Genomic DNA, 20,806 nt, shown 5'->3' with positions numbered 1-20,806 from the left:
GTTTCGCGTGATGCAACAGGGGAAGGAAGAAGCCCGATGAGACTGACCTGGGTGCAGCCGGAGGATCTGCTGCCGCACCAACTGGTCCAATCGCGATCCGAGGGTGTCGACGTCGCCGACGTCGAGTCGCGCTGGCGTGCGGCCGGCGGTACGACGGACGCCCCGGCGTCGGGTGCATCGGACGAACCGGCCTCTCCCGAACTACGGACGCTCGCGCGTGAGCTGCTCGCCGAGTTGGACGCACGCGAGGGGGAGTGGCACGAGCCGGTGATCCCCGAGTTGCCGTCGCTGGGCCAACCGGCGGACCTCGAGCGGCGGACGCTGAACGCCTGGCTCGGCCGAGCCGCCGGCAACCTGCTCGGCAAACCGGTGGAGAAGATCCCGCGCGAGGGCATCCGGGAGATCCTGCAGTCGTCGGGCCAGTGGCCGCTGTCGCAGTACATCACGGCGGTCGGCGTACCTGAGGACGTGCAGAAGAGGTGGCCGTGGAACAAGCGGTCGAAGCCGACCAGCCTGCGCGAGGTCATCGACGGGATGCCTGAGGACGACGACCTCAACTTCGCCATCCTGGCGCTGCAACTGCTGGAGCGGCACGGCTCCGCCCTGACCACCGAGGACGTTGCGCAGGCCTGGCTGAACGACCTTCCGGCCGGGCGAGTGTTCACCGCCGAGCGTGTTGCTTACCGCAACCTTCTGGAAGGTGTGGAGCCGTCCAGGGCGGCGTTGGTCGGCAATCCGTTCCGGGAGTGGATCGGTGCTCAGATCCGGACCGACGCCTACGGCTGGGCCCATCCGGGAGACCGCACCGCGGCTGCCCGGGTCGCGCTGGTCGATGCCCGGTTGAGTCACACCGGCGCGGGCGTCGACGGTGCCCTCTGGGTGGCGGCGATGTCCGCCGCCGCGCTGGTGCTGGACTCGCCGAGCGAGGTCGCCTTCGCCGGGCTCGAGGTGGTCGCGGCGGACGGAGCGATCGCGCGAGCCGTTCGCTTCGGGCTGGGTCTCGCGGACCGTCCGCTGGACGACGCGCTCGACGCGCTGCATGCCGAGTACGGCGACCTGCACTGGGTGCACGCGGTGAACAACAGCGCGCTGACGGCGTACGCGCTGACCGCTCCGGACTTCGCCACCGCGGTCGGCCGCTCGGTGATGGGCGGGTGGGACACCGACTCGGCCGGGGCGACGGTGGGTGCGGTGTTTGGCGCTGTGCGAGGGGTTCCGGCAGAGTGGTCCACACCACTGGACAACCGGGTGGCCACGAGCCTGCCGGGGATGAACCAGATCGCGATCGACGAGCTGGCACTGAGGACCGTGGAGGTGGCCCGGGGTGGAGCCTGATGTTGTCGTCGTAGGTAGCGCGAACGTGGATCTGGTGTTGCCGGTCCAGCGGATCCCGCGCCCCGGCGAGACAGTGCTGGCGGGAGTGATGACCCGCGGACCGGGCGGCAAGGGCGCCAACCAGGCCGTCGCGTCCGCGCGGGCGGGTGCACGGACGGCGATGGTCGCTTCGCTCGGTGACGACGACGGTGGTGCACTGATGCGCGACGCCCTCGGCAGCTCGGGCGTCGACCTCTCGCTGGTCTCGGTGACCTCCGCCCCGACCGGTACGGCGATCATCACGGTCGACGAGAGTGGTGAGAACTCGATCGTGGTCGCCCCCGGCGCGAACGGCGAGCTGTCGCTGTCCGACGCGGCGGCCGCTGCCGTCCGGGCAGCGAAAGTCGTTCTGGCCCAGCTGGAGATCCCGTTTCCGACCGTGCAGGACGCGGCGGCGGCGAGTTCCTACTTCATCCTGAACGCGGCGCCGGCGGCCGAGCTGCCGGACGAGTTGCTCGCCGAGGTCGATCTGCTGGTGGTCAACGAGACCGAAGCCGAGGCGATCGCGGGCGCGGACCGTTCCGCGCTGCTGAAGAAGGTGCCGGCCGCGGTCGTCACGCTCGGCGCCGCCGGCGCGGTGATCCTGACGCGCGGCGACGACGAGATCAGGGTTCCCGGCCTCCCGGTCGACGTGGTCGACACGACGGCAGCGGGGGACACGTTCTGTGGGGTGCTGGCGGCAGCATTGTCTGCCGTGTCGAATACCGGAGCGATTACGTCGAGCGACCTGACGAATGCGGTCCGACGCGCTACCGTGGCAGCGTCATTGAGTGTTCAGGCGGCGGGGGCGATTCCCTCGGTGCCTCACGGGGATGCAATCGACGCGCGCTACGCGGAGGTGTACCTGTGAATCCGCTCGAGCCGCGGCCCATCGATCTGCCCGCCCGGGTGGATCTGGGGCTTCGGGCCGACCTGTCGTTCCTCGACGACGCCAAGATCCTCGGCGCCCCGGAGGACCCGGCCGACCTGCCGCGGTGGCGCGCCAAGCTGGCCGAGTGGCTGATCGGTGCCTACGACCGGACGCCGTACGACGGCTCCCACTACGAGGTCCCCGGGCGCGAATGGACCCAGACGGCGTACTCGGTGGCGCTGGTCTGGCTCTGGGACGACCAGCTGTACGACGTCGAGACCGGGCGGTTCACGCCGGAGAAGTTCGTCCAGCACGGTGTCGCCGACTTCGGTGGGTACGACGCGGTCGTGCTGTGGCACGCCTATCCGGTGATCGGGATCGACTCGCGCAACCAGTTCGACTTCTACCGGGACGTGCCCGGGCTGCGGCAGCTGATCGACGACCTGCACCGGCTCGGGCTGAAGGTGTTCTTCGACTACAACCCGTGGGATGTCGGCACCCGGCGGGCAGCCCGTTCGGACGCCGCGGAGTTCGCGGCGCTGGTCACGGAGTACGACGTCGACGGGGTCTTCCTGGACACGTTGAAGGAAGGCGACCCGGCCTTCACTCGCGCGCTGCGCAAGGCGAATCCGGCGATCGCGTTCGAGGGCGAGTCACGGTTGCCGATGGCAAGGATCGGCGACCATGCGCTGTCCTGGGCGCAGTGGTTCGCCGATACCCGCGCGCCCGGCATCCTGCGTGCGCACCTGTTCGAGCGCCGGCACATGATGCACCACACTCGCCGGTGGAACCGCGACCACAGTGACGAGTTGCAGTCCGCCTGGATCAACGGCGTCGGCATGCTGGTCTGGGAGTCCGTGTTCTCGGCCTGGGTCGGCTGGAACGCGCGGGACCGCGCCACGCTGCGGCGGATGGTCGCGGCGCAGCGGGCGTTCGCGCCGGTGCTGCTCAACGGCGACTGGATCCAGTTGACCCCGGAGATCCCGGACAAGGCGCGCGAGCACGGCGTCTACGGTTCGCGGTTCGACCTGGCCGACATCACCTTCTGGACGCTGATCAACCGCGACGAGGAGGACTTCGACGGCATCGTGCTGCGCTCGGAGGACCAGGTCGGCGACTGGTACGACGTGACGTCGGGCGTGCCGATCACCTCGGACGACGACGGTGTCCACCTGGTCGTGCCGGGTCGTGGCGTCGCCGGGATCATCCGGGTGGGCGCGACCGCCGGCTCGTCCTGCCGGACGACCGCCCGTCGGCTCGGCACGATGCCGCGTCCGCATCTGAAGGACTCCGCGTTCCCGATGGCGCCGGCCCGGCGGGTTCCCGTTCCCGTGGTTTCCGGTGACGCGTCGCTCGGCCCGGTGGTCGTCGTACCGGCGGGGGACCGGGTGCTGAAGGTGCGGCATCGGCGACGCGAGACCGGGTTGTACGACCAGGCGCCGTACGTGGAGGAGTGGAAACCGCTGCCGCCGCGTCTGCACGACCTGCGGACGGAGACGCGCGAGGTCTCGCTCTCCGGTGTCTCGGTCGCGACGACCGAGGTGACCAACGCGCAGTACGCCGCATTCCTGGCCGCGACCGGCTACCGGCCGTTGGTGCCGAACCGCTTCCTCGCGCACTGGGCCGACGGCGCGCCTGCGCCGGGGACCGAGGACCAGCCGGTGACGTACGTCGATCTGCCGGACGCGCGGGCGTACGCGGCCTGGCGTGGTGGGCGGTTGCCGACCGAGGACGAGTGGCAGCTCGCCGCCGGGCTGGACGGGTTCACCCGCGCCGAGCCGCTGGTGTGGAACCTGACCGAGAGCGAGCACCGGGACGGCCGCAGCCGGTTCTGCATCCTCAAGGGCGGTTCGCACTACGCCGCCGAGGGCTCCGACTGGTACGCCGACGGCGGTCCGCAGGAGCCGGACGTGAGCTTCAAGCTGGTGCTGACCGGTGGTGGTCTCGATCGCTCGGAGACCATCGGCTTCAGGTGTGCGGGATGAGGGCTGCTCCACTTGACGGCGTGAAGGTCCTCGAGGCGGCGACTCTGTTCGCGGGACCGCTGGCGGCGACCTTCCTGGGTGACTTCGGGGCCGATGTCACCAAGATCGAGCACCCGGCGCGGCCCGACGCCGCCCGGACGCACGGCGCATCGAAGGACGGCGTCGGGCTGTGGTTCAAGACCCTCGGGCGGAACAAGCGGATCGCGACGCTCGACCTGTCCCGCGGTCGCGACGTCTTCCTCGACCTGGTGCGCACCCACGACGTCCTGGTCGAGAACTTCCGGCCGGGCACGCTGGAGCGCTGGGGACTCGGGCCCGACGTGTTGCTGGCGGCGAACCCGCGGCTGGTGATCGCCCGGGTGACCGCCTTCGGGCAGGTCGGCCCGTGGTCGAGCCGGCCCGGATTCGGGTCGCTGGCCGAGGCGATGAGCGGGTTCGCGGCCGTCACGGGTGAGCCGGACGGGCCGCCGACGCTGCCGCCGTTCGGGCTGGCGGACGGCATCACCGCGCTGGCCACGGCGTACGCCGTGATGGTCGCGCTGCGCGAACGGGATCGGTCCGGGGCCGGCCAGGTGATCGACATGGCGATCATCGAGCCGATCCTGATGATGCTCGGTGGTGGGATCACGGCGTACCAGCAGACCGGGTACGTCCAGCCGCGGTTGGGGAACCGGTCGTCGAACAACGCTCCCCGCAATGTCTACAAGACCGCGGACGGGCGCTGGGTCGCGGTGTCGACCAGCTCGCAGAGCATCGCCGAGCGGGTGGTGAGGCTGGTCGGTCGCGCGGACCTCGTGGCGCAGCCGTGGTTCGCCACCGGGCGCGAGCGGGCGCAGCACGCCGACGAACTGGACGAGGCGGTCGGGTCGTGGATCGCCGAGCGGCCGATGGACGAGGTGATGGCGGAGTTCGAGAAGGCCGAGGCCGCCGTCGGTCCGGTGCACGACATCCGCGGAATTATGACCGACCCGCAGTACGCCGCGCTGAACACGATCGTCGCGGTGGACGACGACGAGCTCGGCGGACCGGTGCAGATGCAGAACGTGCTGTTCCGGTTGTCCGAATCGCCAGGGTCGATCCGCTGGGCCGGGCGGCCGCACGGCGCGAACACCGACGAGGTGCTCGCCGAGATCGGAGTCAGTCCGGAGCAACTCGCTGCGCTGCGCGCGGCCGGCGTGGTCTGACGCTGATGCCTGAGGGGGCCTGAAGTGCTGACGGCACTGTATGTACCTGCCAACCGGCCGGATCGGTTCGCGAAGGCTGTTGCCGCAGGCCCCGATCTGGTCGTGTTCGACCTGGAGGACGCGGTTCCGGTCGACGACAAGGTGGACGCGCGCGGCTGGGCGGTCGCCTGGATCGCGGCGAACGCGGCTGGTTCGGTGGAGGTCCGGGTCAACGCGCCCGGGACGCTGTGGATCGAGGACGACCTGGCCGCGGTGGCCGCCCTGCCGGTGATCCGGATCCGGGTGCCGAAGGTGGAGAGTGCGAGCGACGTCCACTCGATCCTGGAACAGGTGCCGACGGCAAGGATCACCGCGCTGATCGAGTCGCCGCTGGGTTTGGAGCGGGCGTTCGAGATCGCGTCCGCGGATCCGCGGGTGGTGGCGATCGCGCTCGGCGAGGCTGATCTGTCGAGTGCACTGGGTGTGGACGGATCGGTCGGATTGGCATGGGCGCGCGGGCGGCTGGTGTCGGCGTCGCGGGCGGCCGGGCTCGGCGCTCCGATGATGTCGGTGTATCCGCGAGTCAACGACCTCGACGGATTGCGGCAGACCAGTCTGGAGGGCCGTGCCCTTGGATTCGTCGGGCGTACGGCGATCCATCCGCGGCAGCTGGCCACGATCGTCGAGTGCTTCACGCCGACCGCCGTACAGCTCGCCGAGGCGGAGGCGTTGCTGGCCGCGGTCGACAAGGCCGGGGTCTCCGACGGCGGCGTCATTGTCCTTCCGGACGGCCGGATGGTCGACCCCGCCATGGTGGGGCGCGCCCGGGAGCTCAGCACCCTGATGCGGGAGATCGAGTCCCGGTCAAGTTAGGCTCGACATATGCTGCCGCGCAGTGTTGACGCCGTGGTGATCGGCTCGGGGCCGAACGGCCTGGTGAGCGCGATCGCCCTTGCCGACGCGGGCTGGGACGTGCTGGTGCTGGAGGCCGCCGAGACCTTCGGCGGCGCGGTCCGGTCGACCGAGGACGACGGCTGGATCAGTGATCGTTTCAGTTCGAACTACCCGTTGGGCGTGGCGTCACCGGTCATGCGCGCGCTGGAGTTGGAGAAGTTCGGCCTGAAGTGGGCACATGCGCCGCTTCCGCTGGTGCATCTGCTCGATGCCGAGGAGGGCACCTCGGTCGCGATCCACCCGGATCCGGAGGACACCGCGAAGTCGATCGGCTCCGACCACCCGGGCGACGGCGAGGCGTGGCTGCGGATCTACCAGCAGTACGTCGCGATCCGCGAGCCGCTGCTGAAGTCACTGTTGACCTCGTGGCCGCCGGTCGTGCCTGGCATCAAGCTGGCGCGCAAGCTCGGGTCCGCGGGCGAGCTGCTGCGGTTCGCGCGGTTCATGGCGATGCCGATGCACCGGATGGGCAAGGAACTGTTCGCGGGCCCGCGCGGGGCAGCGTTGCTGGCGGGCAACGCGCTGCACGCCGACTCGCCGCTGTCCGGCAGCGTCAGCGGCACGATGGGCTGGCTGCTCGCGATGATGGCGCAGGACGTCGGCTATCCGGTGGCGATTGGGGGATCGAGCGCATTCTCGGGCGCTCTGGTCCGTCGAGCCGAGCGCGCGGGCGCCCTGCTCATCTCGGATACGCCGGTCTCCGCGATCGACGTGTCGTCCGGGCGAGTGACCGGCGTACGGACGGCGTCCGGGGAGACGGTCGCGGTGAGCCGGGCAGTGATCGCGGACACGTCTGCTCCGGTGCTCTACAACCAGTTGTTGCCTGGCGCAACGATCCCGGCAGGGTTGCGGCGGGATCTGGACGAGCGGTTCGAGTGGGACTACCCGACGGTGAAGCTGAACTTCCGGCTGAGCGGGCCGATCCCGTGGACGTCGGCCGAGGCGCGATCCGCCGGGGTGGTCCACCTCGGCGGGACAGCGGACGAGCTCGTGCATCTGTCCGCCGACCTCGACACCGGCCGGTTGCCGTCGCAGCCGTTCCTGCTGATCGGGCAGTCCACGAAGTCGGATCCGTCCCGGTCGCCGGAAGGGACCGAGGCCGTCTGGGCGTACTCACACTTGCCGCGGGGGATTGCCGACGACGAGTCCGCCGGCAAGCTGGCCGGCCGGATGGAACGCGCGATCGAGCGCTTCGCACCGGGCTTCGGTGAGCTCATCATCTCGCGTGATCTGCAACGGCCGAGCGCCCTCGAGTCCGGCAACGCGGCCCTCGGCCTCGGCGCTCTCGGTGGCGGCACCATGCAACTGCATCAGCAGCTCGTGTTCCGGCCGACCATCGGTCTGGGCAGTCCGCGCACTTTCATCGCCGGCCTTTACCTGGGCAGCTCCGCCATCCACCCAGGCGGCGGCGTCCACGGAGCCTGCGGCCACCTCGCGGCGCGCACCGCCCTCCGTGACGCCTCGATCATCGGGCCCCTCACCCGGACCCTGCCCACCGCAACCCTCCGCCACCTCCAGCGTTGACCGCCTCCTCGAAGTGAGCCGGTGGCTAGCGGCTTGTGTTACCGCTGGCGGGTTGTACGGCGCCAGCGGTGAAACAACCCGCCAGTGGCCAGGCGGCGCAGGGCACCCGGGAGCTGTGGTGGGGGCGGTTTAGGGTCGGGAGTATGCGACTGGATGAGGCGATGTGCCGGGCGCGGGTCGCGGCGGCGCGGGTGGGGCGGTTGGCCACGGTCGGCGGTGACCGGCGGCCGCACGTCGTACCGGTGACCTATGCGGTGCGCGGGGACGAGTTGTTCATCGGGATCGATCAGAAGCCGAAGACGACGACTGACCTGAAGCGGTTGCGCAACATCGCGGAGAACGAACGCGTGGCGGTCCTGGTCGACCAGTACGACGAAGACTGGACGCATCTGTGGTGGGTGCGGGTCGACGGCGTCGCGCGGGTGGTGGAGGCCCGGTCGGCGGCACTGGAGTTGCTGGTGGCGAAGTATCCGCAGTACGAGGCGGACCCGCCGCGTGGACCGGTGATCGGGATCCGGGTCGACCAATGGTCCGGGTGGTCGTACTCCTGACGCGTAGGGTGCTGGGAGGGAGGTGCGGATGACGCAAGTGGAGGGCTTGCTGCGCGAGCTCGCGCCGCAGGTGCTGGGGTTCCTGGCGCGGCGGCACGGGCAGTTCGATCTGTGTGAGGACGCCGTCCAGGAGGCGTTGCTCGCGGCCGCGACGCAGTGGCCGGCGGACGGCGTACCGGCGAATCCGCGCGGCTGGCTGATCACGGTCGCGACGCGGCGGCTGACCGACCAGTTCCGCAGTGAGGCTGCGCGCCGCCGCCGCGAGGACAGCGTCGCGTCGATGGCCGGGCCGGAGGAGTTGGTTGCCCCTGGCGCCGATGTCGACACGGCTCCGGACGAGGACGACACGCTGACGCTGCTGTTCCTGTGCTGCCATCCGGCCGTCACGCCGGCGTCGCAGGTCGCGCTGACGCTGCGCGCGGTCGGCGGTCTGACCACGGGCGAGATCGCGCGGGCGTTCATGGTGCCCGAGGCAACGATGGCGCCGCGGATCAGCCGGGCGAAGAAGAGCATCAAGGCGGCCGGGAGCCGGTTCGAGATGCCGCCGGAGGAGGAGCGCGCGGACCGGCTGCGGGTTGTCCTGCAGGTGCTGTACCTGATTTTCAACGAGGGATACACCGCCAGTTCCGGCGAGGAACTGCAGCGGCTCGACCTGACCTCCGAGGCGATCCGCCTGACCCGGATGCTGCGTTCAGCCTTGCCTGATGACGGTGAGGCTGCGGGCCTGCTGGCGTTGATGCTGCTGACGGACTCCCGCCGTACGGCGCGGACGACCGCCGATGGTGGCCTGATCCCGATCGACGAGCAGGACCGCACGCTCTGGGATCGCGAGCAGATCGAGGAAGGCACGACGCTGATCCTGGCCACATTGGCCCAGAGCGCGGTCGGTCCTTATCAGGTGCAGGCCGCGATCGCCGCGGTGCATTCCGAGGCGCCGAGTGCCGACGAGACCGACTGGAACCAGATTCTCTCGCTGTATGTGCTGCTGGAGCGGCTCACGCCGAATCCGATGGTCAGGCTCAACCGGGCGGTTGCGCTCGCGCAGGTGCAGGGTCCGCAGGCCGGTCTCGACCTGCTCGCCACGCTGGACGGCAACAAGAACATCACCGAGACCCACCGTCTGGACGCCGTACGGGCGCATCTGTACGAACGGGCGGGGGAGCCGGCGAAGGCGCAGGAGCATTACCTTGCCGCGGCCCGGCGTACCACCAGCCTGCCGGAGCAGCGCTACCTCCAGGCGAAGGCGGCGGCGATCTCCGTGTGACTGCGGTCACGTGACCCGGGTTGTAACTTCGGTTTACAGTGGCGGGTATGAGCCTTGAGGAGCGGACACGCGCGCGGGACCGGGGGCGGCGGGACGCGATCGGCGTGGGGGTCGCGCTGCTGAACCGGCTCGCGCGGTGGCGGACAATCGATCGGTTCGGGTTGCGGAAGCAGACCGAGCGGGTGGTGTTCGAGGCGACCAAGACGGGTTTCCGGACGGCGGGAGCGCTGTCTCGGAGTTTCTCGGCGGCGTCCAAGCTCAGCAAGCCGTCCCGGTTGCCGGCAGCGCGAGGAAGCGGCCGCTTCGACCTGACGCCGACCGAGGACCAGCAGATGGTGGTCGGGGTCGTGAAGGAGTTCGCCGCCGAGGTACTGCGTCCGGTGGCGTCAGCGGCGGACACCGCGTGTACGACGGATCCGAAGGTGCTGGCGTCGTCGGCCGAGCTCGGGCTGAGTCTGATCGAGGTGCCGGAGGAGCTCGGTGGCATCGTCACCGAGCGGTCCGCGATGACCGGCGTACTGGTTGCCGAGGCGATGGCGCACGGTGACATGGGTCAGGCGGTCGCGTGCCTTGCGCCGGCGGCGGTGAGTACGGCGATCTCGTTGTGGGGTGACGAGACGCAGCAGGCGACGTATTTGCCCGCGTTCACTGGGTCGTCGGTCCCAGCGGCGGCGTTGGCGGTCTTGGAGCCGCGGCCGTTGTTCGATCCGTTCGACTTACGGACCACAGCCGTCGGCGGGCGATTGAACGGCGTGAAGTCGCTGGTGCCGCGTGGTGCTGAGGCTGAGTTGTTCGTGATCGCGGCGCAGTTGGAGGATCAGGGGCCGGCGCTGTTCCTGGTCGAGTCCGATCATCCCGGCGTGACGATCGAGGCCGAGCCGTCGATGGGGCTGCGGGCGGCGTCGCTCAGCCGGGTGATCCTCGAGGATGTGCCGGCGGTGCAGCTGGGCACGCTCGACGACTACGCCGAGTGCGTGCGGCTGTCGCGGCTGGGCTGGTGTGCGTTGTCACTAGGTACGGCGAAGGCGGTGCTGGACTACGTCACGCCGTACGTCAATGAGCGGACGGCGTTCGGTGAGCCGATCAGCCATCGGCAGTCGGTGGCGTTCATGGTCGCGAACATCGGGATCGAGCTGGAAGGTATGCGGCTCGTCACCTATCGGGCCGGATCTCGTGCGGAACAAGGGCTTCCGTTCGCCCGCGAGGTCGCGCTGGCGCGCCGGTTGTGCACGGACAAGGGCATGCAGATCGGGACGGACGGTGTGCAGCTACTCGGCGGGCACGGGTTCGTGAAGGAGCATCCGGTCGAACGCTGGTACCGCGACCTGCGAGCGATCGGCGTGATGGAAGGCGCGGTGCTGGTCTGATGATCAACCTCGAGACGCCAAGGAAGTTCCGCGCCCTCGTGAACCAGGCGCACCAGGTCGCCGCGGAGATGCTGCGTCCGAACTCGCGGCGGTACGACCTGGCCGAGCACGAGTACCCGGTCGAGCTGGATATGCTCGCGGCAGTGGTCGACGGATTAGGTGCCTCGGGCACCAGTTCCGGCGCGGGCGCGGCCGGAGTACGACGTACTGCTGCCGGTGAAGGTGTCGTGAACGGATCGAACCTGTCGTCGGTGCTGTCGATCATGGAGATGTGCTGGGGCGATGTCGGACTCCTGCTGTCGATGCCGCGGCAGGGTCTCGGCAACTCCGCGATCGCATCGGTTGCCTCCGACGAGCAGTTGCGGCGGTTCGACGGCGTGTGGGCCGGGATGGCGATCACCGAGCCCGGGTGCGGATCCGACTCGGCGAACATCCAGACGACCGCGCGCCGCGACGGCGACGACTACATCATCGACGGCGAGAAGATCTTCGTCACCGCGGGCGGTCGCTGCGACGCCGTGGTGGTGTGGGCGACGCTCGACAAGTCGTTGGGGCGGGCCGCGATCAAGTCCTTCGTCGTACCGAAGGACACGCCAGGCATGACGGTCGAACGGCTTGACCACAAGCTCGGCATCCGCGGCTCCGACACCGCCACTCTTCGCTTCGACAACTGCCGCGTGCCCGCGGCCAACCTGCTCGGGTCAGCCGAGATCGACGCCGACAAAGGCTTCGCGGGTGTGATGCAGACGTTCGACAACACGCGTCCGCTGGTCGCGTCCATGGCCGTCGGGTGCGCCCGTGCGTCGCTCGAACTCACCCGTGAGCTGCTGGCCGACGCCGGGGTCGAGATCGACTACGACCGCTCCGTCCACCTCCAGCCCGCGGCCGCGGCGACGTACCTCGAACTCGAGTCCGACTGGGAAGCCGCCTATCTCCTCACCCTGCAAGCAGCCTGGATGGCCGACAACGGTAAGCCGAACTCCCTCCAAGCCTCCATGGCCAAAGCCAAAGCCGGCCGCTCCGCCAACGACATCACCCTCCGCTGCATAGAACTCACCAGCACCCTCGGCTACTCAGAACACGAGCTCCTCGAGAAATGGGCCCGGGACTCCAAAATCCTCGACATCTTCGAAGGCACCCAACAAATCCAACAGTTGATCGTCGCCCGCAGACTCCTCGGCAAGACGTCCGCCGAGCTCAAATAGCCTTATCTGTAAGGGGATCTCAGCCTACGCGGCTGGCCCGGGCCAGCATCGACCCGGTCCATCCTCGGGGCCGTGATCACCTCTGCTCCGTCCCTGCTCCGTCAGCCGCTCCAGTCGGCGATCCACTGCCTGCCGGGTCCGGTCGTAGGACGACGGGAGCATCAACCAGAACTCCGTTTATCGTCGGGTGAGGCGAATCATCGCGCGGTAGAGGGCGCGGGGGGCTGGTGCGGGCGGTAGCTCGTTGGATCGCACCGGTTCGGCGGCGTACGACTCGAGCATGTAGGCAACCAGCCGTCGCCATGTGTCGGGCGCGGCGTCGCCGGTGGCGCTGATGACGCCCGCGTTCGCCATCAGCAGGACCGGAAGGTCCTCTGGGGAGAAGTCCGGACGCAGGTGTCCGCTGTCCTTGGCCCGGGTAATCAAGGCGAGCCATCCCTTGTACGCCGTGTCGCGCTTGGCCTCCAGCGCCTTGGCGGTGGGGAAGGTCAGGGTGAGTAGATCGGCGAAGCCGCGGTCGGCAGCCTGCATGGCGCAGACTCGCTCGACGTAGGTGGTGAACCCGTGCCACGGGTCAGTGTCATTGAGCGCCTCGCTGATCGCGGCGACGTAGGCATCCATCCGGTCGTCGAAGACGGATCCGATGAGGTCCTCACGAGTAGGGAAGCGCCGATAGAGCGTGGCGATACCGACGCCGGCCTGGCGGGCGATGACCGTCATCGGCACCTCGAGGCCCTGCTCACTGAAGACGCTACGCGCCGCGGCGAGCACGCGCGCACGATTGCGTTCGGCGTCCGTTCGCAGTCCCTGCCGGATGTCGTCAGGAGTCGCGGGAGGTGTCATGTCGTCATCCTAGCCAACTGGAATACCCCATCCACTTCTGCTGCTAAGGTGGGGAAGAGAATCGGAAAACCCCATCCACTTCGCTGAGGAGACTCTCGATGCGCGCTCTGCTCGTCCACTCCGTACCAGCCACGCCAACCGTGGACGACGTGCCGCTGCCGCAGGCCGATGCCGGTGAGTTGCTGGTCAGGGTCGAGGCGTCGTCGGTGAACGGCTTCGACGCGGCCACTGCCGCCGGCTATGTGCAGGGAATGATGGAGCATCGCTTCCCGCTCGTTCTCGGCAAGGACTTCGCCGGCACTGTCGAGGCAGTCGGTGAGGGCGTGACCGAGTTTGCTGTCGGCGATCCCGTGTTCGGCGTCGTAGCCAAGCCGTTCCTGGGTGCGGGCTCGCTGGCCGAGTACGTCGTCGTTCCCGCGGCGTCTGGCATAGCGCGCATTCCAGACGGTGTCTCGGCCACCGACGCTGGGGCCCTCGGTCTTGCCGGCGCTGCCGCGCTCGACAGCCTTGCTGCGGTAGAGCCCGCGGAAGGAGAGACGTTCCTCATTGTGGGAGCGACCGGCGGCGTCGGCGCGATCGCGATGCAGTACGCCGCGGCCCGCGGCGTGCGCATAATCGCCACCGCCCTGCCCGGCGCACACGCAAACTTCGTCCGGTCCCTCGGGGCAGACATTCACGTTGTGGATTACACAGCTGACCTCGCCGTACAGCTGAAGGACGTCGCTCCCAGCGGCGTCGACGTGGCTCTCCACCTGGCCGGAGACGGCCAGGCCGTCGCCGGGCTGGTGAGACCAGGCGGCCGGATCGCCTCGACTCTCGGCTTCGGTCCTGACGCCGTCGCGGGTCGTGACCTGACTGTCGTCGCCGTGATGGCCGACACGAACGCCGCGACCCTGGAACGCCTGGCCGCCGATGTCGCCGCAGGCCGTCTGCGGGTGCCCGTCACCACCACTTACCCGCTTGAGCAGGCCGCGCAGGCATTCGCTGACTTCGGTGCCGGAGCGCTCGGCAAGCTCGGCATCACGCTGGTTTGAGCGCCCACCCGACTGGCGCGCCTTTGCGAGGAGCTGTCCATGCACGTCATGGTGTTCGGTGCCACCGGAAAGATCGGCCAGTTGGTCGTCGGCCAGATCGACGACCTCACCTATCTCCAGGCGGCTCCAGCCATCAGCAACTGATCGCCCCACCGGGTCGCGACGTCTGCCTGAGGTGCTCGACGGTCGGTCGACGACCGGCATCGCAAATGTGCTCGTGGTGGGCGACGAGCCGTTGACTTGCCGTGAACTCAACCGCAACTAACGCGAAATCGGGGCCTTCAGGAGAGGTAGGTGCAGGGGTCAGCTCACCGCTTGCGGAACGGCCCTCGGGGCCGTGACCGGCGCTCGTCGGGTGGAAACACGAGCCGTGTTATTGTCGCCGATGTAGAAACGTTTCTATCTGTTACTGCATCGAAAGGGCCTTCATGGTTCTGCCTGTCGTGTACGTAGACCTGCCCCGCGCGCTGGAAGCCGAGCTCTTCGGCGATGGGATCGAGCAGAAGCTGAGGGGGATCGGACGTCTCGTCCGCAGGGGCGACGGCAGCGTCGATGGTGACAGTGACGCGAGGTTGCGGGCGGAGGTGCTCATCACTGGCTGGGGGTCTGCGCCGTTGCCGGAGCGGCTCGGGCTCGAGGATCGCCTGCGGCTCGTCGTGCACAGCGCTGGGACGATCCGTGCGCTGGCGCCACAAGGATTGCTGTCTAGTGGTGTGCGGGTGAGCCAGGCGTCTGCGGGGATGGCGCAGTCCGTTGCCGAGCTCGCGCTGTACATGACGATCGCCCGGCTGCGTGATCTGGACCGCATCGATCGGGCGATGGCCGCGGCGCACGACTGGGTTGGAGCCGATTTCGGCTTGGGGCGGACGCTCGCGGGCGCCACTGTCGGAGTGGTCGGCGCCAGCCGGGTCGGACGCGCCTATCTGAGGCTGGTGGTGGCGGCCGGCTCCGACGTGCTGGTCTACGACCCCTATCTGGATGACCAAGAGGCCAAGAGCCTCGGCGCCAGGTTGGTCCCGCTGGAGACGCTGCTCAGTCAGTCGGTTGTGGTGGCTCTGCATGCTCCAGTGCGGGAGGAGACCCGGCACATGCTCGATGCACAGAGTCTGGCGCTGATTCCGGACGGGGGACTGGTGATCAACACGGCCCGCGCGGCCCTGGTCGACACCGATGCGCTGCTGGCCGAGGTGCGCAGCGGACGCCTGAGCGCCGCAGTCGACGTCTTTGACAAGGAGCCGCTGCCACCCGACTCGGAGTGGTGGCAGCTGCCGAACGTACTGCTGACCCCGCATCTCGGGGCGAGGACCTGGCACTCCCGGCGAACCCAGGGAGCGATCGTCATCGACGAGATCCGGCGCTACCTGAACGGCCTCGACCTGCGGCACGAAGTACTCCCGGACACCTACGACCTCATGGCTTGACCGTCTCTCTGTTTCAGGGAGATGACTGAGACGTTGCGAAACGATACTAGAAACGCTTATGGTGTCGGGAAGCGTTTACCGAACCGCTGGTGCGGTCGCCGACAGGAAGTGGTGAAGAGTGATGCAGCGAGGACTGAAGATCGCAGCCTCGGCGGCTCTGGCCGTCGCGATGGCCGCGGTCGCCGGATGTTCCTCCGGTGGTGACACGGCCGAGGAGGGACAGGACCCGGCCACGGCGACAGGCACCCTGCGGGTGGTCGTTCCGAACTTCCCGGCGAACAACGAGGGCCAGGCCGTCTTCCAGGGAATCGTCGACATCTTTCACAAGACGTATCCGCAGATGAAGGTCGAGCCGGACTTCGTGCCGTACGACAACCTGAACGAGAAGATCTCCACCTCGCTCGCGGCCGGCAAGAACTACGACGTGGTCAGCGCCGGCATCGGCTGGGTGCAGCCGTTGGCCGACCTGGGAGCGATTCAGTCGCTGACCAAGCTCGGAGTGAAGACCGAGGACCTGGAGAAGTCGGTCTATCCGGCGTTCGTGCCGCCGATGAAGTACGACGACGAGCTGTACGCCGTGCCGATCGTGGCGAACCCGCGGCTGCTTGCCTACAGCAAGAGTGCGTTCGCCGCAGCCGGGCTGGACCCCACCAAGCCGCCGCAGTCACTGGCGGAGCTCCGTGAAGACGCCAAGAAGCTGACCAAACGCGACGCCAAGGGCCAGATCACCCGCACGGGCTTCGACTTCTGGGCACCCGCCAGCAACTATCGCCAGCAGTTCGTCGCGTTCATGGGAGCCAAGGGCGGCCAGATGTTCACCGCCGACGGCCAGCCGGCTTTCAACGGTCAGGCCGGAATCGACGCTCTGCAACAGATCCACGACATGGTCAGTGTCGACAAGTCCTCGACGTACGGATATCAGAACACCGCGAAGACCGCGCTGGTCACGACCGGGGAGGCCGCGATGGGCTTCGCCAGCCCGTACGTCGACTGCTCCACCAAAGCGCAGGGCATCGGCGAGAAGTGCAAGGATCTCGTCTACTTCAACCTGAAGGACGCCAAGGAGGTCATGTACGTCGGTGGCCGGGTCGCCGCCGTCGGCGACGGGACGAAGTACCCGCAGGCAGCCCTCGCGTTCATCCGCGCGATGCAGGATCAGAAGTCGCAGGAGGCGATCTCCAAGCTCGACGTCGGTGTTCCGATCAGCAGCACTGCCGGCGACAGCGCGTTCGTGAAGTCGAACCCGGCGGGGTCGTTCGCCTGGAAGAACCTCGACAAGTCGGTCTTCGAGTACGGCGGAGCCACCTTCCTCGACTTCCGGGCCAAGTTCGGTCCGTCGCTCGACGAGGTGATCCTCGGCCGCAAGTCGCCTCAGGACGTGCTCAAGGAACTCGACACCGTGGCGCGCAAATGACCACCCAGACCATCGAACGGCCGGTCGTCGCCACGAGCCCGCGCCCGTCCCGGCGCCGCTGCAGCGGCGTCGAAGGGGCCAAGGCCCGCGCCGGTTGGTTGCTGCTGGCACCCTCCCTGGTGCACTCGGTGATCTTCATCGCGATCCCTGGCCTGATGGCGGTCTACCTCAGCTTCACCAACGCCAGAGTGGCCGGGCAGGGCGACTGGATCGGGCTGAAGAACTACCTCGATCTGTTCCAGGACGCGCAGTTCGTCAATGCGGTCAAGAACACGCTGCTGTACACGATCGCCGTCGTACCGGTCGCGATGGCTTTGTCGCTGGCTGTGGCTCTGGGGCTGAACCAGAAGATCCCGGCCCGAGGGCTGTTCCGGACACTGTTCTACATCCCGGTGGTCACCTCGACCGTCGCCGTCGCAGCGGTCTGGCTGTGGATCTACAACCCGGCCGCCGGCCTCGGCAACCAGGTGCTGGCGTTCTTCGGCCTGGCCAGATCGGGGTGGCTGACCGACCCCGACGTCGCGCTGCCGGCGCTGATGGTCGTCGGTGTCTGGCAAGGGCTGGGCGCAAAGATGATCATCTACCTGGCCGCGTTGCAGAGCATCTCGCAGGACCTCATCGAGGCGGCGACGCTGGACGGTGCATCCAGGTGGCAGACGTTCTGGAACGTGACGTGGCCAGGCCTTGGCCCGGTGCACTTCTTCGTCCTGGTCACGTCCATCGCGGGCTCGTTCCAGGTCTTCGACCTGATCTATGTGACCACCGGTGGTGGACCCGCCAATGCCACCAACGTGCTGACCTTCGACATCTTCACCAACGCGTTCGAGCGGCTGCACATCGGCTACGCCTCGGCGGAGACCGTCATCATGCTGGTCTTCGTCGGCATCCTGATCAGCCTCGGCCGCCTGAGCCTGCGCAACCGGGAGGACCTATGAGCAGCGCCACCGCCACGACCACCGGTGGAAGCGCGACCCGCAGGACGTCGGTCTCGCTGGCCAAGGCGTTGCTCGTCGTGGTCCTGGCCGTCGCGGGATTCCTGATGATCGTGCCGTTCGTGTGGATGCTCCTCACCTCGTTCAAGAACCTCAACGAGGTGAACGGATTCTCCTGGCTGCCCGACCAGATCGAGTGGCGCAACTATGTGAACGCGCTCAAGGCGGCGCCGTTCGCGACGTACTTCCGCAACAGCGTGATCGTGGTGGTCGGACAGACCATCCCGGTGCTCTTCCTCTGTACGGCGGCCGGGTATGCGCTGGCGCAGTTGCCGATCCGCGGCCGCAAGGGAATCCTGAACTACTTCATCGTGCTGTTGATCGTGCCGTTCCAGGTATTGATCGTGCCGTTGTTCCTCGTCGTTCGCCGGGTACCGTTCGCCGGTGGCAACGACATTTTCGGCAACGGCGGCACCGGCTGGCTCAACACCTGGGCCGCGTTGATCGTGCCGTTCGTCTCCGCGCCGTTGTACACCTTCCTGGCGCGGCAGTTCTTCGTCTCATTGCCGGCCGAACTGGCCGATGCCGCCCGGGTCGACGGAGTGTCGGAGATCGGCATCTTCTTCCGGATCATGGCGCCGTTGGCTGCACCGGCGTTCGTCACCATCGCCCTCTTCAATGTCGAGTCCGCCTGGAACGGCTTCATCTGGCCGTTGGTGGCGACCAGCTCGGAGAGCCTGCGCCCGCTGCAGTTCGGACTGGCGACATTCGCCCAGGGACAGGGCAATGTGCAGTGGCCGTTCCTGATGGCGATGTCCGCCTTGGCCACGCTCCCGATGATCTTGTTGTTCGTCTTCGGTCAGCGATACTTCATCGCGGGTATGGCGACGTCGGGGATCAAGGGATGACCGCGGCTCCCACCGACCAGACTGCGTTCCGGACGAAAGGTTCCCGATGAAACCCGTACTGCCTCCGCTGCAGGTCTCCGGACCTCTCGCTTCGGTACTGCCTGCCGAGGACCGCACGCTGAGCCCGTACACCGGTCTCACCAGAGACCACTGGATCGCGGTCGCCGACCATCTGCTGACCTCGGCCGACGCCTACCGCTCTCCGGAAGGGGCGCGGATCAACTTTCCAGGCCGTCCATCGCAGCAAGGACCCGCAACGGACGGTCTGGAGGGCTTCGCCCGTACATTCCTGCTGGCCGCTTTCCTTCACGCCGGGGGAGCGGACCGCAACGGCCATCTGCAGAAGTACGTCGACGGCCTGGTCGCCGGCACCCGCACGATCGGTGCCGATGACAACGAGTCGTGGCCGGTCGTCGGACATGTCGGACGCGATGGACAACCGCACGTCGAGGCAGCTGGGATCGCGCTCAGCCTCCATCTCACCAAGGACGACACGTGGGGGAGGCTCAAGCCGGACGAACAGGATCGCCTGGCCGACTGGTTCCGGGCCACCATCGAGCGGGAGCCCTCGCCGAACAACTGGTATCTGTTCCCCGCGACGATCGCGAGCTTCCTCGAAGGCGTTGGCCGAGGAGACGACCAGACTCGGTACGTGCTCGACCGCGCGCTCGGGCTGATCGAGGTCTGGTACCGCGGACACGGCTGGTACTCCGACGGCGCCGGTGACGCATTCGACCACTACGTCGGCTGGGCCATGCATCTCTACCCGGTTCTGCACGCACGCCTACGCGGCGTCGCCGAGCTCGAGAAGCGCTACGGGGATCGGTTGGAGGAGTTCCTGCAGTCGTTCGGCCGGACCTTCGATCGCGACGGTGCACCGTTGTACTACGGGCGGAGCATGACCTATCGCACGGCGACGCTGGCAGCTGTCGCCCTCGGCGAGGCGGTCGGCCGCACACCGCTGAGTCCGGGGCAGACCCGGCGCGTCCTCTCGGCCGGCCTGCGGTACTTCGTCGAACGCGGGTCCATCACGGACAACGGCGTACTGTCCCTCGGCTGGCACACGGAGCACCTGCCGACGATCCAGCGGTACTCCGGGCCTGGTTCGCCGTACTGGGCGTCGAAGGGCTTCCTCGCATTGATGCTCCCGGCTGACCATCCGGTGTGGACAGAGAACGAGGCCGCGTTGCCGGGAGACACCGACGACTATGTGCAAGCACTGGATGTCGGCCTGCTGATCCAGAACACCGCCGTCGACGGCCTCGTCAGGGTGCACAACCATGGCAGCGATCACCTGAAGCCGGACGCCGCCGATGCGGGCGCTCCCGACCCGCTGTATGCGCGGTTCGGGTACTCCACCCGGACCGGACCCACGTCCCTGCACGACCCGGCAGACAACGACATCCAGGTGCGGATCCGACGCGTCTGGAGCGCTCGTCGAAGGATGCACAAGGTCGCCTCCGGCGAGAACTGGATCGCCTCCTGGCACACGCCGAGGTTCCCGCGGTTCTCGCCCTGGGAAGGCAGCGACACCGCTGAAGGTGGGCCTGTCCTGCCGTCCGCGCGGATCGAGAGCCTCACAGCCGTGCAGGGACCACTTGAGGTGCGGATCCATCGGTTCGTCTGGATTCCGCCGTCCCTGCCGGTCCGGCTCGGAGGATGGGCCGTGGCGGCGAGGCACCCGTCCGACTTCGAGGTTGTGACCGGACGACTAACGGTCGATGTCGAGGCGAGTGGACTCCGATCGAGACTCGTCGGCCTACACGGCTGGAATGCGGCGGGTACGGCGTCGGCCTCGTACGGCACCGCGTATGGCGAATGGTCCGTTGTTCCCGAGTTGGTGGGCACGACGTCGCCGGAGAGCACGGTCTACGTGGCGGCCGCGTCGCTCAGCGGCGTACCGGTCGAGGAATTCGTCGATACGGCGGTCGATGGCGCGGTCGTCAGCGTCGACTGGGGTAGTGAGCGACAGGCGTTCGACCTGAACGCAATCTTCGCTGGAATCAGGTAAGAAGTA

General features: G+C 68.1%; 17 protein-coding genes. 16 read left to right on the top strand and 1 reads right to left on the bottom strand.

Annotated features, from left to right (window positions below):
- Positions 1 to 36: 36 nt before the first annotated feature.
- The 10 genes from ACIBG5_RS34815 (at position 37) to ACIBG5_RS34770 (ending at position 12,237) form a co-directional block, all read left to right on the top strand.
- Positions 37 to 1,335, top strand: a complete 1,299-nt coding sequence (locus ACIBG5_RS34815; RefSeq protein ID WP_396395775.1) for an ADP-ribosylglycohydrolase family protein — start codon at positions 37 to 39, stop codon at positions 1,333 to 1,335.
- Entirely contained in the window at positions 1,325 to 2,224 is a 900-nt protein-coding gene (locus ACIBG5_RS34810) for a ribokinase (protein WP_396395774.1), read from the top strand. Before ACIBG5_RS34815 ends, ACIBG5_RS34810 begins: the two co-directional genes overlap by 11 nt.
- Positions 2,221 to 4,209 (top strand): SUMF1/EgtB/PvdO family nonheme iron enzyme, encoded by a 1,989-nt coding sequence (locus ACIBG5_RS34805; RefSeq protein WP_396395773.1) that lies wholly within the window; start codon positions 2,221 to 2,223, stop codon positions 4,207 to 4,209. The genes ACIBG5_RS34810 and ACIBG5_RS34805 overlap by 4 nt, the downstream gene beginning before the upstream one ends.
- A complete protein-coding gene (locus ACIBG5_RS34800; RefSeq protein ID WP_396395772.1) occupies positions 4,206 to 5,393 on the top strand; it encodes a CaiB/BaiF CoA transferase family protein in 1,188 nt (395 codons plus the stop codon). The genes ACIBG5_RS34805 and ACIBG5_RS34800 overlap by 4 nt, the downstream gene beginning before the upstream one ends.
- A gap of 24 nt (positions 5,394 to 5,417) precedes the next feature.
- Positions 5,418 to 6,245: an HpcH/HpaI aldolase/citrate lyase family protein gene (locus tag ACIBG5_RS34795; protein ID WP_396395771.1), complete on the top strand. Its 828-nt coding sequence runs from the start codon at positions 5,418 to 5,420 to the stop codon at positions 6,243 to 6,245.
- Positions 6,246 to 6,254: 9 nt separating this feature from the next.
- Positions 6,255 to 7,850 carry a phytoene desaturase family protein gene (locus tag ACIBG5_RS34790; RefSeq protein ID WP_396395770.1) on the top strand — a complete coding sequence of 532 codons (1,596 nt, stop codon included), beginning with the start codon at positions 6,255 to 6,257 and terminating at the stop codon, positions 7,848 to 7,850.
- A gap of 143 nt (positions 7,851 to 7,993) precedes the next feature.
- Positions 7,994 to 8,401, top strand: coding sequence for a TIGR03668 family PPOX class F420-dependent oxidoreductase (locus ACIBG5_RS34785; protein WP_396395769.1), 408 nt, complete (start codon positions 7,994 to 7,996; stop codon positions 8,399 to 8,401).
- 28 nt (positions 8,402 to 8,429) lie between these two features.
- Entirely contained in the window at positions 8,430 to 9,665 is a 1,236-nt protein-coding gene (locus ACIBG5_RS34780) for an RNA polymerase sigma factor (RefSeq protein WP_396395768.1), read from the top strand.
- Positions 9,666 to 9,712: 47 nt separating this feature from the next.
- Positions 9,713 to 11,032, top strand: a complete 1,320-nt coding sequence (locus ACIBG5_RS34775; RefSeq protein WP_396395767.1) for an acyl-CoA dehydrogenase family protein — start codon at positions 9,713 to 9,715, stop codon at positions 11,030 to 11,032.
- Positions 11,032 to 12,237 (top strand): acyl-CoA dehydrogenase family protein, encoded by a 1,206-nt coding sequence (locus ACIBG5_RS34770; protein WP_396395766.1) that lies wholly within the window; start codon positions 11,032 to 11,034, stop codon positions 12,235 to 12,237. The genes ACIBG5_RS34775 and ACIBG5_RS34770 overlap by 1 nt, the downstream gene beginning before the upstream one ends.
- 177 nt (positions 12,238 to 12,414) lie before the next feature.
- On the opposite strand, the gene ACIBG5_RS34765 is transcribed toward ACIBG5_RS34770, so the two are convergent.
- A complete protein-coding gene (locus tag ACIBG5_RS34765; RefSeq protein WP_396395765.1) occupies positions 12,415 to 13,080 on the bottom strand; it encodes a TetR/AcrR family transcriptional regulator in 666 nt (221 codons plus the stop codon).
- Positions 13,081 to 13,178: 98 nt separating this feature from the next.
- Between ACIBG5_RS34765 and ACIBG5_RS34760 the strand changes: the two genes are divergently transcribed.
- From ACIBG5_RS34760 to ACIBG5_RS34735, 6 genes are all read left to right on the top strand, one after another.
- Positions 13,179 to 14,114 carry an NADP-dependent oxidoreductase gene (locus ACIBG5_RS34760; RefSeq protein WP_396395764.1) on the top strand — a complete coding sequence of 312 codons (936 nt, stop codon included), beginning with the start codon at positions 13,179 to 13,181 and terminating at the stop codon, positions 14,112 to 14,114.
- Positions 14,115 to 14,542: 428 nt separating this feature from the next.
- On the top strand, positions 14,543 to 15,535 hold the full coding sequence (locus ACIBG5_RS34755) for a hydroxyacid dehydrogenase (protein WP_396395763.1): 993 nt from the start codon (positions 14,543 to 14,545) through the stop codon (positions 15,533 to 15,535).
- Positions 15,536 to 15,656: 121 nt separating this feature from the next.
- Positions 15,657 to 16,949 carry an extracellular solute-binding protein gene (locus ACIBG5_RS34750; RefSeq protein WP_396395762.1) on the top strand — a complete coding sequence of 431 codons (1,293 nt, stop codon included), beginning with the start codon at positions 15,657 to 15,659 and terminating at the stop codon, positions 16,947 to 16,949.
- Positions 16,946 to 17,884, top strand: a complete 939-nt coding sequence (locus ACIBG5_RS34745) for a carbohydrate ABC transporter permease (RefSeq protein ID WP_396395761.1) — start codon at positions 16,946 to 16,948, stop codon at positions 17,882 to 17,884. The genes ACIBG5_RS34750 and ACIBG5_RS34745 overlap by 4 nt, the downstream gene beginning before the upstream one ends.
- Positions 17,881 to 18,789 carry a carbohydrate ABC transporter permease gene (locus tag ACIBG5_RS34740; RefSeq protein ID WP_396395760.1) on the top strand — a complete coding sequence of 303 codons (909 nt, stop codon included), beginning with the start codon at positions 17,881 to 17,883 and terminating at the stop codon, positions 18,787 to 18,789. Before ACIBG5_RS34745 ends, ACIBG5_RS34740 begins: the two co-directional genes overlap by 4 nt.
- Positions 18,790 to 18,835: 46 nt before the next feature.
- The gene (locus ACIBG5_RS34735) at positions 18,836 to 20,800 is read left to right on the top strand and encodes a DUF2264 domain-containing protein (RefSeq protein ID WP_396395759.1); all 1,965 of its coding nucleotides are present in this window, start codon (positions 18,836 to 18,838) and stop codon (positions 20,798 to 20,800) included.
- The last annotated feature ends 6 nt before the right edge of the window (positions 20,801 to 20,806 follow it).

The organism is Kribbella sp. NPDC050241 (assembly GCF_044459685.1).
Taxonomy (GTDB): Bacteria; Actinomycetota; Actinomycetes; order Propionibacteriales; family Kribbellaceae; genus Kribbella.
Note: the sequence above shows the minus strand (reverse complement) of the source record. Positions and strands in the feature narration are given on the sequence as shown.